General features: G+C 72.2%; 15 protein-coding genes. 10 read left to right on the top strand and 5 right to left on the bottom strand.

Translation table 11 applies throughout. From position 1 onward, the window contains the following. The first annotated feature begins 10 nt into the window (after positions 1–10). Positions 11–550 carry a roadblock/LC7 domain-containing protein gene (locus tag OHS71_RS24450; RefSeq protein ID WP_328481488.1) on the top strand — a complete coding sequence of 180 codons (540 nt, stop codon included), beginning with the start codon at positions 11–13 and terminating at the stop codon, positions 548–550. Positions 551–572: 22 nt separating this feature from the next. Then, positions 573–947 (top strand): hypothetical protein, encoded by a 375-nt coding sequence (locus tag OHS71_RS24445; protein WP_020128504.1) that lies wholly within the window; start codon positions 573–575, stop codon positions 945–947. A gap of 31 nt (positions 948–978) precedes the next feature. Here the strand turns inward: OHS71_RS24445 and OHS71_RS24440 are convergent, their stop codons facing one another. The 3 genes from OHS71_RS24440 to OHS71_RS24430 form a co-directional block, all read right to left on the bottom strand. Next, positions 979–1,563, bottom strand: coding sequence for a hypothetical protein (locus OHS71_RS24440; RefSeq protein WP_328481487.1), 585 nt, complete (start codon positions 1,561–1,563; stop codon positions 979–981). 153 nt (positions 1,564–1,716) lie between these two features. Continuing rightward, positions 1,717–2,661: a MurR/RpiR family transcriptional regulator gene (locus tag OHS71_RS24435; protein WP_328481486.1), complete on the bottom strand. Its 945-nt coding sequence runs from the start codon at positions 2,659–2,661 to the stop codon at positions 1,717–1,719. Then, positions 2,658–4,166 carry an aromatic amino acid ammonia-lyase gene (locus OHS71_RS24430; protein WP_328481485.1) on the bottom strand — a complete coding sequence of 503 codons (1,509 nt, stop codon included), beginning with the start codon at positions 4,164–4,166 and terminating at the stop codon, positions 2,658–2,660. The genes OHS71_RS24435 and OHS71_RS24430 overlap by 4 nt, the downstream gene beginning before the upstream one ends. Positions 4,167–4,307: 141 nt before the next feature. Between OHS71_RS24430 and OHS71_RS24425 the strand changes: the two genes are divergently transcribed. The 5 genes from OHS71_RS24425 to OHS71_RS24405 all read left to right on the top strand — a co-directional run bounded on the left by OHS71_RS24425 (position 4,308) and on the right by OHS71_RS24405 (position 8,197). Continuing rightward, positions 4,308–5,351, top strand: a complete 1,044-nt coding sequence (locus tag OHS71_RS24425; RefSeq protein WP_328481484.1) for an ABC transporter ATP-binding protein — start codon at positions 4,308–4,310, stop codon at positions 5,349–5,351. Beyond that, the gene (locus OHS71_RS24420; RefSeq protein WP_328481483.1) at positions 5,348–5,989 is read left to right on the top strand and encodes an ABC transporter permease; all 642 of its coding nucleotides are present in this window, start codon (positions 5,348–5,350) and stop codon (positions 5,987–5,989) included. The genes OHS71_RS24425 and OHS71_RS24420 overlap by 4 nt, the downstream gene beginning before the upstream one ends. Continuing rightward, positions 5,989–6,660: an ABC transporter permease gene (locus OHS71_RS24415; RefSeq protein ID WP_328481482.1), complete on the top strand. Its 672-nt coding sequence runs from the start codon at positions 5,989–5,991 to the stop codon at positions 6,658–6,660. Before OHS71_RS24420 ends, OHS71_RS24415 begins: the two co-directional genes overlap by 1 nt. A 9-nt stretch (positions 6,661–6,669) precedes the next feature. Then, the gene (locus OHS71_RS24410; RefSeq protein ID WP_328481481.1) at positions 6,670–7,602 is read left to right on the top strand and encodes an ABC transporter substrate-binding protein; all 933 of its coding nucleotides are present in this window, start codon (positions 6,670–6,672) and stop codon (positions 7,600–7,602) included. A 169-nt stretch (positions 7,603–7,771) separates the two neighbouring features. After that, a complete protein-coding gene (locus OHS71_RS24405; RefSeq protein WP_328484622.1) occupies positions 7,772–8,197 on the top strand; it encodes a hypothetical protein in 426 nt (141 codons plus the stop codon). 15 nt (positions 8,198–8,212) lie between these two features. Here OHS71_RS24405 and OHS71_RS24400 read toward each other — a convergent pair whose 3' ends face one another. Continuing rightward, positions 8,213–8,992, bottom strand: coding sequence for an SDR family oxidoreductase (locus OHS71_RS24400; protein WP_328481480.1), 780 nt, complete (start codon positions 8,990–8,992; stop codon positions 8,213–8,215). A gap of 145 nt (positions 8,993–9,137) precedes the next feature. On the opposite strand from OHS71_RS24400, the gene OHS71_RS24395 reads away from it, so the two are divergent. Further along, the gene (locus tag OHS71_RS24395; RefSeq protein ID WP_328481479.1) at positions 9,138–10,001 is read left to right on the top strand and encodes a helix-turn-helix transcriptional regulator; all 864 of its coding nucleotides are present in this window, start codon (positions 9,138–9,140) and stop codon (positions 9,999–10,001) included. Positions 10,002–10,421: 420 nt separating this feature from the next. Here OHS71_RS24395 and OHS71_RS24390 read toward each other — a convergent pair whose 3' ends face one another. Beyond that, complete coding sequence (locus OHS71_RS24390; RefSeq protein ID WP_328481478.1) at positions 10,422–11,810, bottom strand: cystathionine beta-synthase; 1,389 nt, start codon at positions 11,808–11,810, stop codon at positions 10,422–10,424. 161 nt (positions 11,811–11,971) lie between these two features. Here OHS71_RS24390 and OHS71_RS24385 point away from each other — a divergent pair, with 161 nt between their 5' ends. Beyond that, positions 11,972–13,039 (top strand): SGNH/GDSL hydrolase family protein, encoded by a 1,068-nt coding sequence (locus OHS71_RS24385; protein WP_328481477.1) that lies wholly within the window; start codon positions 11,972–11,974, stop codon positions 13,037–13,039. A 257-nt stretch (positions 13,040–13,296) separates the two neighbouring features. After that, positions 13,297–14,517 carry an acetyl-CoA C-acetyltransferase gene (locus OHS71_RS24380; RefSeq protein WP_328481476.1) on the top strand — a complete coding sequence of 407 codons (1,221 nt, stop codon included), beginning with the start codon at positions 13,297–13,299 and terminating at the stop codon, positions 14,515–14,517. The last annotated feature ends 83 nt before the right edge of the window (positions 14,518–14,600 follow it).

Raw genomic sequence — 14,600 nt, 5'->3', positions numbered from 1 at the left:
GAGCGAGCTGATGGTGTCCGAGCCCGAGATACTCGACGAACTCCGGCGGCTGCGGGCCCGGGTGCCCCAGTTGACCGGCGCCCTGACGGCCGGCGTGGACGGTCTCGTCCTCGCCCACGACACACCCGGCGTGGAGCCGGAGGTGGTGGCCGCGCTGACGGCCGCCGCCCTCGGCGTCGCGGTGCGGATGGCGGACACGACCGGCCAGGGCGACTTCCGCGAGCTGCTCGTGCGCGGCGTCTACGGCTATGTCGCGACCTACGCGGCCGGCGAGAGCGCCGTCCTGACCCTGCTCGCGCAGGACCGGGTCAACGTCGGCCGGCTGCATCTGGAGGGCCGCCGGGCCGGGGCCCGCATCGGGGAGCTCGTCGACGCGTGGGAGGCGACGGCGCGGGAGGCGAAGGCCGCCTCCGCCAGTACGGCGGCCAGGACGCCGGCGAAGACACCCGCGAAGGCGCCCGTGCGGACGCCCGCCAAACCCCCCATCGTCCGGACCAGAACGGCGCGCGGATCGGCGACGACCAACGCGCGCACCACCACGGAAAGTTGAGAAGGAACCGAGGAGCACTGTCATGGCCAACACCGAAACCACGCTGAAAGAGTGTCTCGCCTCGATCGAGGGCGCGACCGGAGTGGCACTCGTCGACTACACCAGCGGCATGGCGCTGGGCACCATGGGCGGCAGCAAGACGTTCGACCTGAACGTCGCCGCCGCGGGCAACACCGATGTGGTGCGCGCCAAGATGCGCACCATGGAGCACCTCGGGCTCAAGGGCCAGATCGAGGACATCCTGATCACGCTGAACGACCAGTACCACCTGATCCGGCTGATCAGCGGCCGCGGCGGCAACGGACTCTTCATGTACCTGGTCCTGGACGCCAAGCGGGCCAACCTGGCGATGGCCCGCCACCAGCTGAAGAAGATCGAGGAGGATCTCGAGGTGTAGCCGGCCCGGCCGGACACCGGACCCGGTACGGCTAGACCAGCGCCGTGGTGCGGCGGCGCGCCCCTCCCGGGGTCGCGTCGCCGGCCGCGATGCCGGTGCTGCGGTACGCCTTCACGGCCTTGCCGGCCGGGCGTCCGCCGTGCCGGTCCAGCCAGTCGACGCGCACCCACAGCAGCGCCTCGTCGGCCCGCTCGCGACGCCCGAGCCAGGCGGCCTTCACCCGCAGCCCGGTTCCGCAGCCGGCGAGCAGCAGCCCGGCGGCCGCGGGCACCGCGAAGGAGCTGCCGAGCGCGGCCACGAAGGAGAGCAGCAGCCACCAGCGGTGCCCACGCCGCCAGGTGCGGACGGTCACCGCCCGGTCCTGGAGCACATCGTGTTTCCCGGCCCGGACGGCACCGCGCCCGAGACCGGTGATCCGTCTGCGGCCGCGCGTCGCGACCACGGCGGCCGCGACGATGAACAGCGCGGCACCCGCCAGCACCCCGATCCGCCGCCCGGTGAGGCCGGGCACCAGCACCCCGACCCCTGCCGCGAACACCCCGCACCACCACAACGGCGCGGCCCCGGCCCGTACGACGACGGCCACCCGAGCCAGCCCCTGCCCTCCGCGCGCCACGTCCGCCTCCTGGTCTCTCCGGCACAGTTTTGTGGCCGTTCAGACTAGTGAGCGAACGTGAGACGAGTCTGAGAGAACGCGGAAAAAGCCCGGGACGGCCGAGGGAGGCTGAGGGAGGCCGGAGGAGAATCCCGCCCCCGCGGGAGTGGCGGCCTACTCCACGAAGAGACCCCGCGCCGCCGCCCGTGCGTCGAACTCCTCCAGGCGGGCCTGCGCGTCGGGCAGGTCGTCGCACATCGCCTCCAGCAGCACCCGCCCGAGCAGCATCGGCGCGCACGCCGTGTCGAACGCCAGGCCGGTGCCGACGGCGGCCGGCAGCAGCAGGTCGGAGACCTTGGCGACCGGCGCGAACGCCGAGTCGGCGACCGTCACCACGCTCAGCCCCGCCTCCCGGGCGTAGGCGAGCGTGTCGACGACCTCGCGCGGATGCCGGGGCAGTGCGAAGCAGAGCAGGGCCGAGGCGCCCGCCCGGACGGCGGCGTCGATCCGGTCGTGGATCATCGTGCCGCCCTCGTTCAGCAGCCGTACGTCCGGGTGGACCTTGGCGGCGAAGTACGCGAACCCGTACGCCTGGGAGGCGGCGGCCCGCAGTCCGAGCACGGGAAGCGGGCGCGAGGCCGCCAGCAGCCGTCCCGCCCGCTGGACCGGCCGGGGGTCGGCGAGGAGTTCGGCGAGGTGCTTCAGGTTCTCGATCTCGGCCTCGACGGCCTGCTGGTACTCGTTGTACGAGGCCGAGCCCGCCGCCTGTTCCGCGGGAGCGACCTCGCGCAGGTGCTTGCGCAGGGCGGGGTAGCCGTCGAAGCCGAGGGCGACCGCGAAGCGGGTCACGGACGGCTGGCTGACACCCGCCAGCTCGGCCAGCTCCACGCTGGACAGGAACGGCACGTCGGAGGCGCGCCGCACCATGCTGTGCGCGATGCGCCGCTGGGTCGGGGTCAGCCGGTGCCCCTCGAACAGCGCCTGCAACCGGGCGGCGGGACTGTCCGGCACACCGGCCCCCGGTACGCCGGCGGCGTCCGGTGCGTCGGCGTCAGGTACACCGGCCCCCGGCGCCTCCCGGCCCGGCACTCCCCCACCGGTCTGCGTCTGCGCGCTCATGCCCCGCTCCCCCTCCAGATGTCCGTGAACCGGTCCAGCAGTGCGGCCGCCGCGCGCACGTCCTCCGTGAGCGGCCGGTCGGCCTGTTCCGCGTCGAGCACCGCCTCGGCCAGCTCCAGCGCCCGCCCCACCGGGAGCCCCGGCTCGGGCCGCAGCTCGCGCTGGCGCAGCGCCCGTACCGCGGCGACGAGTTCACAGCCGACGACGAGACGGTACGCGGCACAGGCGCGCAGTGTCTGCCGGGCGGCGAGCGAGGCGAAACTCGCCTGTTCCTCGACGCCCCGGGAGAGTACAGCGTGGCCGAGCGACGCGGGCGCGGAGAAGGCCCGCAGGTCACCCAGGGCGGCCGCGGCGGCGTACTCCAGGATCATCACGCCGGAGGAGGCGGGCTCGGGGTCGGCGAGGAAGGGCCGCAGCCGGGTGTACGCCGGCTCGTTGAGCGTCGACAGGCGGGAGGTGGACAGCCGGGCCACCTGGGTCAGCGCCAGCCTGAAGTGGTCCAGGGCCAGGGAGAGTTGGGCCTGGTAGAAGCCGCCGTGGTGATAGGCGGCCATGTCCTCCGCGCAGATGAGCGGGTTCTCGGCGGCCGCGTTGATCTCGATGCCGACCACGTTCTCCAGGGTGTCGGCGGCATCGTGCGCGGGGCCGTGGATCTGGGGCAGGCAGCGGAAGCCGTAGGGGTCCTGGATCCTGCCGAGGGGCGGCGTGGGCCGGTCCTGCGCGCCGATCAGCTCGCGCATGCGGCGGGCGGTCTCGGCGGAGCCCCGGTGCGGTCGGGCGGCGTGCACCGGGGCCGCGTACGCCTCGTGCGAGCCGTCCACGGCGAGCAGCGAGAGCGCGGCGACCACCTGGGTGGCCTCCAGCAGCCCGCGCAGTTCGTGCAGGGCGAGGGCGGACTGGCCGAGGGTGAGGGCGTTGCTGCTGATGAGGGCGAGGGCGTCGTTGTTGTCGAGCTGCTGCGGCTCGGGGGCTCCGGCGCCGCGCCAGGGGTGCTCCCCCACCAGCGCGAGCCCGACCTGGGCCAGCGCCGCGAGGTCCCCGGTGCCCACCGAGCCGAACTCGTTGACGACCGGGTAGGCCCCGCTCTCCAGTGCTTCGCACAGGGCCGTGACGACACCGGGCCGCAGGCCGGCTCCCCCGGCGAGCAGCTGGTTGGCGCGGACGGCGAGCATGGCCCGGACCTGCCGGGCGGGCAGTTCCTCGCCGATGGCGCCGGCGTGGCTGCGCAGCAGGCGCAGACCGTGCTCGGCGGCCGCCTCGGTGGGCACGTCCTCGTTCCGGTTGGCGCCGACCCCGGTGGAGCGGCCGTAGACGCGACCGGTGGCGGCGATGCGGCGGGCGGCGTCCCAGGACTCGGTCATCCGCTTCGTCGCGTCGGTGCCGGGGACCGGCCGGGCGGTCCGGTCGGCGAGGCGGGCGACGTCCGCGACACCGAGGGCGATCCCGTCGAGGACGACGAGTCCGGAACCCGCCCCAGCGGGGGCGTCCACCATCCGAGACGACATAAGGTACGAACTCCCCTCGATTCGGACACCCGATCTTGCCTGCCGGTCATCAGTTACCTCGGATTAACACCGAACCGTTGACAAGCTATTCACCTACCGAGAACTCTGCATGACGATATACAGCCGGGCAAGGGACAACTCATGATCCAGTTCGACGCGGTCCACAAGCGCTTCCCCAACGGCACGACAGCGGTTCACGATCTCTCCCTCCACATGCCGGAGGGCGGCGTCACCGTACTGGTCGGTTCCTCCGGTTGCGGCAAGACGACCACCCTGCGGATGATCAACCGGATGGTCGACCCGACCTCCGGAACCATCGAGGTGGGCGGCAAGGACGTCACCCGCCAGGACGCGGCCGAACTGCGCCGCTCCATCGGATACGTCATCCAGCAGTCGGGACTCTTCCCCCACCGCACGGTGCTCGACAACATCGCCACCGTGCCGCTGCTGCTGGGCCACGGCCGGCGCAGGGCCCGCGCCCGCGCCGCCGAACTGCTGGAGACCGTCGGCCTGTCCGCCGACTCCGGCAAGCGCTACCCGCACCAGTTGTCCGGCGGCCAGCAGCAGCGGGTCGGCGTGGCCCGCGCGCTCGCCGCCGACCCGCCGGTACTCCTCATGGACGAGCCGTTCGGCGCGGTCGACCCCGTGGTCCGCACCCAGCTCCAGGACGAACTGCTGCGGCTCCAGAAGGAGTTGAGCAAGACCATCGTCTTCGTCACGCACGACATCGACGAGGCTGTCCGGCTCGGCGACCAGATCGCCGTGTTCCGCACGGGCGGCCACCTGGTCCAGTGCGCCTCACCCGCCGAACTGCTCGCCCGCCCGGCCGACGACTTCGTGGCCGACTTCCTCGGCGCCGAGCGGGGCCTGAAGCTGCTCTCGCTGAAGACCCTCGCGGACGTCCCCCAGGGCCCCGCTCCCGAGGGCGGCGCCTGGACCCTCGTACTCGACGAGGCCCGCAAGCCGCTGCACTGGGCGTCGAAGGACGCCGCCGGCACCGCCGTACCCGTGCGCCCCCTCAGGGACGCCGACTCCCTGCTGTCCGCGCTCAACGAGTCGGTCGCCTCCCCGACCGGGCTCGTCGCCCGCGTCGACGCGGGCGGCGCCCTCACCGGCGTCACCTCCCGCGAGGACATCCACACCCACGCCGGCCGGGCCCACACCGAGGCACGGGTGGCCGCATGAGCATCGACTGGTCCTGGATAGCGGACCACACCGACGACCTGACCACCCTCACGATCTCCCACCTCCAGGCCGCGCTGACCGCGGTCCTCCTCGGCCTGCTGATCAGCCTCCCCCTCGCGGTGATCGCCCACCGGGTCCGCCCCCTGCGCGGCTTCCTGCTCGGCCTGTCCAACGTCCTGTTCACGATCCCGTCGATCGCGATCTTCGTTCTGCTGCTGCCGGTCAGCGGCCTCACCCGCACCACCACCGTCATCGGCCTGACGGTCTACACCCTGGTCGTGCTGCTGCGGAACACGGTCGAGGGGCTCGACTCGGTCCCCGCGAAGACCAAGGAGGCGGCCAGGGCGATGGGCACGCGCCCCCTGCGCACGCTCCTCACCGTCGAGTTCCCGCTCGCACTCCCCGTGATCATGGCGGGCGTCCGCATCGCGACGGTCATGTCGATCTCCCTGGTCTCCGTCGCCACCTACATCGGCGACGGCGGCCTCGGCCAGCTGTTCACCGACGGCTTCCAGCGCAACTTCCCGACCCCGGTGATCGCGGGAGTGGTCCTCACCATCCTCCTGGCGGTCGTCGCCGACGCGCTGCTGGTCGGCGTCCAGTACCTCCTCACCCCGTGGAAGAGGCGGCGAGCCTGATGTTCGAACTGTTCAAGAACCTCGGCGGCTGGCTGACCAGCGGCGCCCAGTGGTCCGGCTCGGACGGCATCGCGCACCGCCTGGCCGAACACCTCCAGTACTCGCTGCTGGCCACCCTCGTCGCGACCGCGATCGGCCTCCCGATCGGCCTGCTGATCGGCCACACCGGGCGCGGCGCGTTCGTCGCGATCAACCTGGCCTCCTTCGGCCGGGCCCTGCCGACCGTCGGCCTGGTGGTCCTGGTCTTCCTGGCCGGCGGACTGTCGATGCTGCCCGTCTACGTCGCGCTCGTCGCCCTCGCCGTCCCGTCGATCGTCACCAACACCTACGCCGGAATGACCGCCGTGGACCCCGATGTGAAGGACGCGGCACGCGGTCAGGGCATGCGGGGCCACCAGGTCCTGTTCCAGGTGGAACTGCCGCTGGCCCTCCCCCTGATCATGACCGGCCTGCGCCTCGCGCTCATCCAGGTCGTCGCGACGGCCACCATCGCCGCGTACGTCTCCTTCGGCGGCCTCGGCCGCTACGTCTTCGACGGCCTCGCCCAGCGCGACCTCGTCCAGGTGCTCGGGGGCGCGGCGCTGGTCGCCGCCGTCGCCATCGTCCTGGACCTCGCGCTCTCGGGCGTTCAGCGCCTCCTCTTCCGGCACCGCCCGGCACAGACCGTCTAGGGAACCGACATGAACCGACGCATGATCCTCGGCGGCCTGTTCGCGGCCGCGACCGTCCCCGCCCTGACCGCCTGCGCGAGCGGCATCACCTCCCTCGACAACGAGGGCGCCACCTCCGGCGGCGGCGGCTCCAGCAAGGACGGGGTCACCATCGGCACCGCCAACTTCACCGAGAACCAGGTACTGGGCTACCTCTACGCGGCCGTCCTGTCGGCGGCCGGTGTGAAGGTGAAGGTCCGCCCCAACCTCGGCACCCGGGAGATCGTGATCCCCGCCCTCAGGAGCGGCGACATCGATCTGCTGCCCGAGTACCAGGGCGCCCTTCTCAACTACCTCGACCCGAAGGCCACCGCCGCGGAGGAGGGCGCCATGCAGAACGCCCTCACCCTCGCCCTGCCGTCCGGCCTCCAGGTCCTCCCCTACGGCCTGGCCGAGGACTCCGACGCCTTCGTCGTCACCAGGGAGACCGCGAAGAAGTACGCGCTGACCTCACTCGCCGATCTGAAGAAGCAGAACGGCAGGCTGGTGCTGGGCGCGGCCCCCGAGGTGAAGAAGCGTCAGGTCGGCGTGATCGGTCTCAAGGACGTCTACGGGGTGGACTTCAAGGAGTTCAAGTCCCTCGACTCCGACGGCCCGCTGGTCAAGGGCGCCCTGAAGAAGGGCGACGTGGACGTGGCGAACCTCTTCACCACCGACACCGACATCGAGGCCAACGACTGGGTCGTCCTGACCGATCCGGAAAACCTGATCCCCAGCCAGCACATCGTCCCCCTGATCGCCGACCGCAAGGCCGACTCCACCGTCCGCAAGGCCCTGGCGAAGCTCGGCAACGTCCTCACCACCGCCCAGCTCACCGAGCTCAACCGCCAGGTGGACAAGGACAAGAAGGACCCGGAGGACGTGGCGAACGCCTACGCGAAACAGCACGGGCTGACGAAGTAACCGCACCCGGCCCCCTCGCCGCACCCCCGCCCTCTCGCCGTCCTCCGCCCGCCCGCTCCCCCACGGTCCTCCCCGGCGCCGAACCCGACCGCGGACAGGGGGGCTATCCCCAGTGCGGTGGGCGTTCCCGCTCCCTAGCCTGGTCGTCATGACGGGACGGGAGACCACCATGGAAGCGCGGGACACGGACCTGAAGAAGGACCTCGACGCCACCTTGCAGACCCGCAGGGAGCTGGGTGAGGAGTACGAGTCCGCGCTGGTGGACTCGTTCCTCGAGAAGGTCGACCAGCGCATCGACGGCGCGGTGGAGCGCCGGGTGCGCCGGCAGTTCGCCGAGCAGCAGATGGTGGCGGCCCGGGGCGCGCGCTCACCGCAGGCGACGGACTCGTGGGGCGAGCGCTTCGGCTTCGGCGTCGTCTCGCTGGTGCTGGCGGTCCCGCTGTCCGCGATCGGCGCGGGCGTCGCGCACCTGCCGGGCCTGATCGCGTCCTGGGTGGGCATCGTCGGCGTCAACGTCGTCCAGGCCGCTCGCAGCAACCCCGCCCTCTTCAGCGGCCGGCGGCGCCCGTCGAAGGACGGCGACTGGGAGGAGTGAGCCCCCGCCCCGGCGTCACGCCTGCCGGGTGGGCAGCACCATGATCTGTCGCAGGTTGACGTGCCGGGGGCGGCTGGTGGCGTAGCCGACGACGTCGGCGATCTCGGCCGCGGACAGCCCGCCGATCGCGTCGAACATGCCGTCCAGCTGCCCGGCCAGCTCGGCGTTGTCGAGGTGGGTCGCCAGCTCGGTCTCGGTCAGCCCCGGCTCCACGTTGGTGACCCGCACGTCACGCGGCCCGAACTCGATGCGCAGGGCCTGCGAGAGATAGGTGACGGCCGCCTTGGTGGCGCCGTACACCCCGTAGTTCGGGAACGCGATGTGCGCGGCGATGGACGAGACGTTCACCAGGTCTGCGGCGCGCCCCTCGGCGGCGGCGCCCACCAGGTCGCCGGTGAAGGCACGGATGACCCGCAGCACTCCGGTGACGTTGGTGTCGAGCATCCGCCGCCACTCGTCGATCCGGCCGTCGTCGACGGGGTTCGGCAGCATGACGCCGGCGTTGTTGACGACCAGGTCGACGCGCCCGTAGGCCTCGTGGACGCCGGCGACGGCCGCGTCCACCGACGCGTCGTCGGTGACGTCGGCGACGACGGCCAGGGCCTGGCCTCCGTCGGCGCGGATCTTCCCGACGACCGACTCCAGGCGGTCCCCGCGCCGGGCCAGCAGCGCGACCCGGGCGCCCGAGGCGGCGAGCAGCACGGCCACCGCCTCACCGATCCCGCTGGCGGCCCCGGTGACGACGGCGGTACGCCCCGCGAGGCTCGCGTACTGGTTCTGGTTCTCGTGCGACATGCGTTGCTCCCAAGACGCGGGCCGGGGTGGTTCCCCGGCGGCACGCACCACACTCGCCGACCGTGTCCGCGCTACCCAGGGATGCGCTTTTCCTGGGTCTGCCAGTACCAGGTTCGCGGCCCGCCCCTCCCCTAGGATCGGACGCATGGACGGGGACCTCGGAGATTTTCTGCGCTCGCGCCGCGCCCGCATCCAGCCCGAGGAGGTCGGACTGCCCTCGCACGGGCGCCGACGGGTACCCGGTCTGCGACGCGAGGAGGTCGCGCAGCTGGCCGGAGTGAGCGTCGACTACTACATCCGCCTGGAACAGGGCAGAGGCGCCGGGGATCCCTCCCGGACGAAGTCCGGGGGAGTCAGCGACGCGGTCCTGGACGCCGTGGCGCGCGTACTGCGCCTGGACGACACGGAGCACGCCTACCTGCACGCCGTCGCCCGTCCCCGCAGGCCGAACGGGCGCCCGGCGGGGCACAGCGTCCGCCCGGGCGTGCAGGCGCTGCTCGACAGCATGGAGCGCACCCCGGCCTTCGTGCTGGACCAGCGGATGGACGTGCTGGCGTGGAACACCCTCGCCGACGCGGTCTTCGGCTACGGCGGCACCGCGCCCGACGGCCGCAGCATCCCGCGGCACGTCTTCCTGGACCCCGGCTCCCGCGACTTCTACCCGGAGTGGTCCGCGGTGGCCGTCCAGTGCGTGGCACATCTGCGGATGCTGGCGGGCCATCACCAGGACGACCGCCGGCTGACCGCGCTCGTCGGGGAACTCTCGCTGAAGAGCGAGGACTTCCGCCGGCTGTGGGCCGATCACCCGGTCCGGGAGTGCGCGTACGGGGTGAAGCGGATCCAGCACCCGGTCGCGGGCCTGCTGACCTTCCCGTACGAGACGCTGGCGGTGTCGGCGGACCCGGACCAGTCCCTGCTGGTCTACACCCCGGAGGCGGGCTCCGGGACGGAGGAGCGGCTGCGGCTCCTGGGCAGCTGGAGGGCGACGCCGGTCCGGACGTCGTCCTGAGGGCTGCCCCGGTCTTCGGCGGACACGACTCAGGGCCTGTCCGGTGGACAGGCCCTGAGTGACTCAAGCTTGCGCGGGGACCGCCGCACCCCCGTTACCGGGGGGCGGGACGACGGCGGTCCCCGCGAGGGACGCGCGCCGGGTCAGGCCGGGCTCCGCGTCCGTGGCGTCGGTGGAGGTCCGGGAGCCGCTCCGGAGGGTCCGTGACGCCGTTTTGGTGCCGGTCGGGCGGGGAGCCGCTCCCGCCCTGCCGACATCCATAAATATGCCGGACGCGTGTTAACCGGGTGCTGCGTGCACGTGACACGCTCGTACCACTTCCGCGAAGTCCACCATTTCGGTGGGCAAACGGAAGTTCGGCGCCCGAGCGGGCCGTTCACCGCAGGTTTCCCCGGGGTTGCGGCCCCCGCCGTCCAGAAGTTACTTCCCGCCCCTGGCGAGGAAGGCCAGCAGGTCCTGGCGGCTGACGACGCCGGTCGGCTTGCCCTCGACGAGGACGATCGCCGCGTCCGCGGTGCCGAGCACCGACATCAGGTCCCCGACCGGCTCACCGGAACCGACCTGGGGCAGCGGGGCGGACATGTGCTTCTCCAGCGGGTCGTCGAGGGAGGCCCGCTGGGTGAACAGCGCGTCCAGCAGCTCCCGCTCCACGACCGACCCGACGACCTCGGCGGCCATGACGTCCGGGTGGCCGGCGCCCGGCTTCACGATCGGCATCTGGGAGACGCCGTACTCGCGCAGCACCTCGATGGCCTGACCGACCGTCTCGTCCGGGTGCATGTGGACGAGGGACGGGATGGCGCCGTGCACCTTGTCGTTGAGGACGTCGGCGACGCGGGCGCTGGGGCCCTCGTCCTCGAGGAAGCCGTAGTCGGCCATCCACTCGTCGTTGAAGATCTTGCTCAGGTAACCGCGGCCGCTGTCCGGCAGGAGGACGACGACGACGTCGTCCGGGCCCAGCCGCTCGGCGACGCGCAGGGCGGCCACGACGGCCATCCCGCAGGAGCCGCCGACCAGCAGACCCTCCTCCTTCGCGAGCCGCCGGGTCATCTGGAAGGAGTCCTTGTCGGAGACCGGGACGATCTCGTCGGCGACGGTCCGGTCGTAGGCGCTCGGCCAGAAGTCCTCACCCACGCCCTCGACCAGGTACGGCCGCCCGGACCCGCCGGAGTACACGGACCCCTCGGGGTCGGCGCCGACGACCTGGACCCGGCCCTCGCTGACGTCCTTCAGGTAGCGGCCGGTGCCGGAGATGGTGCCACCGGTGCCGACGCCGGTCACGAAGTGGGTGATCCGCCCGTCCGTCTGCTCCCACAGCTCGGGGCCGGTGGAGTGGTAGTGGGAGAGCGGGTTGTGGGGGTTGGAGTACTGGTCCGGCTTCCACGCGCCCGGCGTCTCACGCACCAGCCGGTCGGAGACGTTGTAGTAGGAGTCCGGGTGCTCGGGGTCCACGGCGGTGGGGCAGACCACGACCTCGGCGCCGTAGGCCCGCAGCACGTTGATCTTGTCCGTCGACACCTTGTCGGGGCACACGAAGATGCACTTGTACCCCTTCTGCTGCGCCACGATGGCGAGCCCGACCCCGGTGTTTCCGCTGGTCGGCTCGACGATCGTGCCGCCCGGCCGGAGTTCGCCGCTCTCCTCCGCCGCCTCGATCATGCGCAGCGCGATGCGGTCCTTCACGGAACCGCCCGGGTTGAAGTACTCCACCTTGGCCAGGACAGTCGCCCGGATGCCCTGGGTCACGTTGTTGAGCTTCACCAGCGGGGTGTTGCCGACGAGGCTGATCATCGAGTCGTGGAATTGCACCGTTGTCTCCGGTTGCTTGCAAAAACAGTGGTCGTAGTGGTTACGCCAGAGTACGGCCCGGACGGCGGCCGGGTCGGCACGTTCACTCCCGGTCGAGATTGGACGACGGTCCGTACGGGGCAAGGAGTGGGTGTACGGACACGAGGAGGTGGCGTCGAGGCATGACGAGCATGTCGAGGGCGAGAGTGGCCCGGCGCATCGCGGCCGGCGCGGCCTATGGCGGCGGCGGCATCGGACTGGCCGGGGCGGCCGCGGTCGGGCTGGTGGTCGCCGAGGTGCATCTGGCCCGGCGCCAGGTGAACCACAACGGGTCCCAGCCGCACGTCCCCCACGCGGACGGCCGCTACGGCGTCACCTACGACGCCCCCGGGCCCGGCAAGGAACCCCTGCGCCTGACGATGCTGGGCGACTCCACGGCCGCGGGCCAGGGCGTCCACCGCTCCGGCCAGACCCCCGGAGCCCTGCTGGCCTCGGGCCTGGCGGCGGTCGCCGAGCGGCCGGTGGAGCTGCGCAACGTGGCGCTTCCGGGCGCCCAGTCGGACGACCTCGACCGTCAGGTCACACTGGTCCTCGCGGGCTCGGACCGGGTGCCCGACGTCTGCGTGATCATGATCGGCGCGAACGACGTGACCCATCGCATGCCGGCCACCCGCTCGGTCCGTCACCTGTCCTCGGCGGTACGGCGGCTGCGCACGGCCGGCGCGGAGGTGGTCGTCGGCACCTGTCCCGACCTGGGGACGATCGAGCCGGTCCAGCAGCCGCTGCGCTGGCTGGCGCGCCGGGCCTCACGTCAGCTGGCGGCCGCCCAGACGATCGGCGCGGTCGAGCAGGGCGGCCGCACGGTCTCCCTGGGCGACCTGCTGGGCCCCGAGTTCGAGGCCAATCCGCGCGAGCTGTTCGGCCCCGACCACTACCACCCCTCCGCGGAGGGGTACGCGACGGCGGCGATGGCGGTCCTCCCCACGGTCTGCGCGGCCCTCGGCCTCTGGCCGGCGGACGAGGAACGCCCGGACGTCTCCCGCCGCGAGGGGTTCCTGCCGGTGGCCCGAGCGGCGGCGGAGGCAGCTTCGGAGCCCGGCACGGAAGTCACGGCGGCGATGCCCACCGGGCCCCGGGGTCCCTGGGCCCTGCTGAAGCGCCGCCGCCGGCGGCGGGTGTCGGAACCCGGGGCCGACCTCCCCGACGAGCGCCTGACCGCCCCCGGTGAGCCGCCTGCCCGACGGGCCTGACGGAGACCGACAGGCGGGCCCCTCCGGTGCCGGGAGGGGGCCCGTGGGCCGAGAGGGGGTCCGGGGGCACAGCCCCCGAACCGGCGCGCCACCCGCGCGCCGCCCCCGCCGGACGGGTCCACCCAACCGCCGAAGGCCAAAGCAAGCGCTTAGTAAATTGCGGCACGAGTCACACCGCCGTCCCCGTGACCCAGGCCATACGTACGGGTAACTTCCCAAGCAGCCGTCCCCATACGAACCGTTCTCCTGGAGCCGTGATGCCCGAAGCCGTCATCGTCTCGACCGCCCGCTCGCCCATCGGCCGCGCTTTCAAGGGCTCCCTGAAGGACCTGCGCCCGGACGACCTCACCGCCACGATCATCCAGGCGGCGCTCGCCAAGGTTCCCGAGCTGGACCCGAGGGACATCGACGACCTGATGCTCGGCTGCGGCCTCCCCGGCGGTGAGCAGGGCAACAACCTCGGCCGCATCGTGGCGGTGCAGATGGGGATGGACCACCTCCCCGGCTGCACGGTCACCCGCTACTGTTCCTCGTCCTTGCAGACCAGCCGCATGGCCCTGCACGCCATCAAGGCCGGCGAGGGCGACGTCTTCATCTCGGCCGGCGTCGAACTGGTCTCCCGGTTCACCAAGGGCAACTCCGACAGCCTGCCCGACACGCACAACCCGTTCTTCGCCGAGGCCGAGGCCCGCACCGCGGCCGTCGCGGCCCAGGAGGGCACCACCTGGCACGACCCGCGCGAGGACGGCCTCGTGCCCGACGCCTACATCGCGATGGGCCAGACCGCCGAGAACCTCGCCCGCCTCAAGGGCGTCACCCGCCAGGACATGGACGAGTTCGGCGTCCGCTCGCAGAACCTCGCCGAGGAAGCCATCAAGAACGGCTTCTGGGAGCGGGAGATCACCCCGGTGACGCTCCCCGACGGCACGGTCGTCAGCAAGGACGACGGTCCGCGCGCCGGCGTCACGCTGGAGGGTGTCCAGGGCCTGAAGCCGGTCTTCCGCCCCGACGGCATGGTCACCGCCGCCAACTGCTGCCCGCTGAACGACGGCGCCGCCGCGCTCGTCGTCATGAGCGACACCAAGGCCCGCGAGCTCGGCCTCACCCCGCTCGCCCGCATCGTGTCGACCGGCGTCTCCGGACTCTCCCCCGAGATCATGGGTCTCGGCCCGGTCGAGGCGAGCAAGCAGGCCCTGGGCCGCGCCGGCCTCACCGTCGGCGACATCGACCTGGTCGAGATCAACGAGGCGTTCGCCGCCCAGGTGATCCCCTCCTACCGCGACCTCGGCATCGACCTCGACAAGGTGAACGTCAACGGCGGCGCCATCGCCGTCGGCCACCCCTTCGGCATGACGGGCGCCCGCATCACCGGCACGCTCATCAACTCCCTCCAGTTCCACGACAAGCAGTTCGGCCTGGAGACGATGTGCGTCGGCGGCGGCCAGGGCATGGCGATGGTCATCGAGCGCCTGAGCTGAAACGAGCCTCTGCGTAACCGTTTCAGCACCTGATGTGACGGATCGGCCCGGAGTCCGGAAAGCCCCCGGACTCCGGGCCTTTT

The sequence above is a fragment of the Streptomyces sp. NBC_00377 genome, from assembly GCF_036075115.1.
Lineage (GTDB): Bacteria > Actinomycetota > Actinomycetes > Streptomycetales > Streptomycetaceae > Streptomyces.
This window is presented reverse-complemented; position numbering and strand designations above follow the sequence as displayed.

What these genes read in the sequence shown, in the direction of transcription:
- OHS71_RS24395 (WP_328481479.1), top strand. Translation starts at nt 9,138, where the DNA reads ATGGACGGGGACCTCGGAGATTTTCTGCGCTCGCGCCGCGCCCGCATC.
- OHS71_RS24410 (WP_328481481.1), top strand. Translation starts at nt 6,670, where the DNA reads ATGAACCGACGCATGATCCTCGGCGGCCTGTTCGCGGCCGCGACCGTC.
- OHS71_RS24420 (WP_328481483.1), top strand. Translation starts at nt 5,348, where the DNA reads ATGAGCATCGACTGGTCCTGGATAGCGGACCACACCGACGACCTGACC.
- OHS71_RS24415 (WP_328481482.1), top strand. Translation starts at nt 5,989, where the DNA reads ATGTTCGAACTGTTCAAGAACCTCGGCGGCTGGCTGACCAGCGGCGCC.
- OHS71_RS24450 (WP_328481488.1), top strand. Translation starts at nt 11, where the DNA reads ATGGTGTCCGAGCCCGAGATACTCGACGAACTCCGGCGGCTGCGGGCC.
- OHS71_RS24405 (WP_328484622.1), top strand. Translation starts at nt 7,772, where the DNA reads ATGGAAGCGCGGGACACGGACCTGAAGAAGGACCTCGACGCCACCTTG.
- OHS71_RS24385 (WP_328481477.1), top strand. Translation starts at nt 11,972, where the DNA reads ATGACGAGCATGTCGAGGGCGAGAGTGGCCCGGCGCATCGCGGCCGGC.
- OHS71_RS24430 (WP_328481485.1), bottom strand. Translation starts at nt 4,166, where the DNA reads ATGTCGTCTCGGATGGTGGACGCCCCCGCTGGGGCGGGTTCCGGACTC.
- OHS71_RS24425 (WP_328481484.1), top strand. Translation starts at nt 4,308, where the DNA reads ATGATCCAGTTCGACGCGGTCCACAAGCGCTTCCCCAACGGCACGACA.
- OHS71_RS24400 (WP_328481480.1), bottom strand. Translation starts at nt 8,992, where the DNA reads ATGTCGCACGAGAACCAGAACCAGTACGCGAGCCTCGCGGGGCGTACC.
- OHS71_RS24435 (WP_328481486.1), bottom strand. Translation starts at nt 2,661, where the DNA reads ATGAGCGCGCAGACGCAGACCGGTGGGGGAGTGCCGGGCCGGGAGGCG.
- OHS71_RS24380 (WP_328481476.1), top strand. Translation starts at nt 13,297, where the DNA reads ATGCCCGAAGCCGTCATCGTCTCGACCGCCCGCTCGCCCATCGGCCGC.
- OHS71_RS24445 (WP_020128504.1), top strand. Translation starts at nt 573, where the DNA reads ATGGCCAACACCGAAACCACGCTGAAAGAGTGTCTCGCCTCGATCGAG.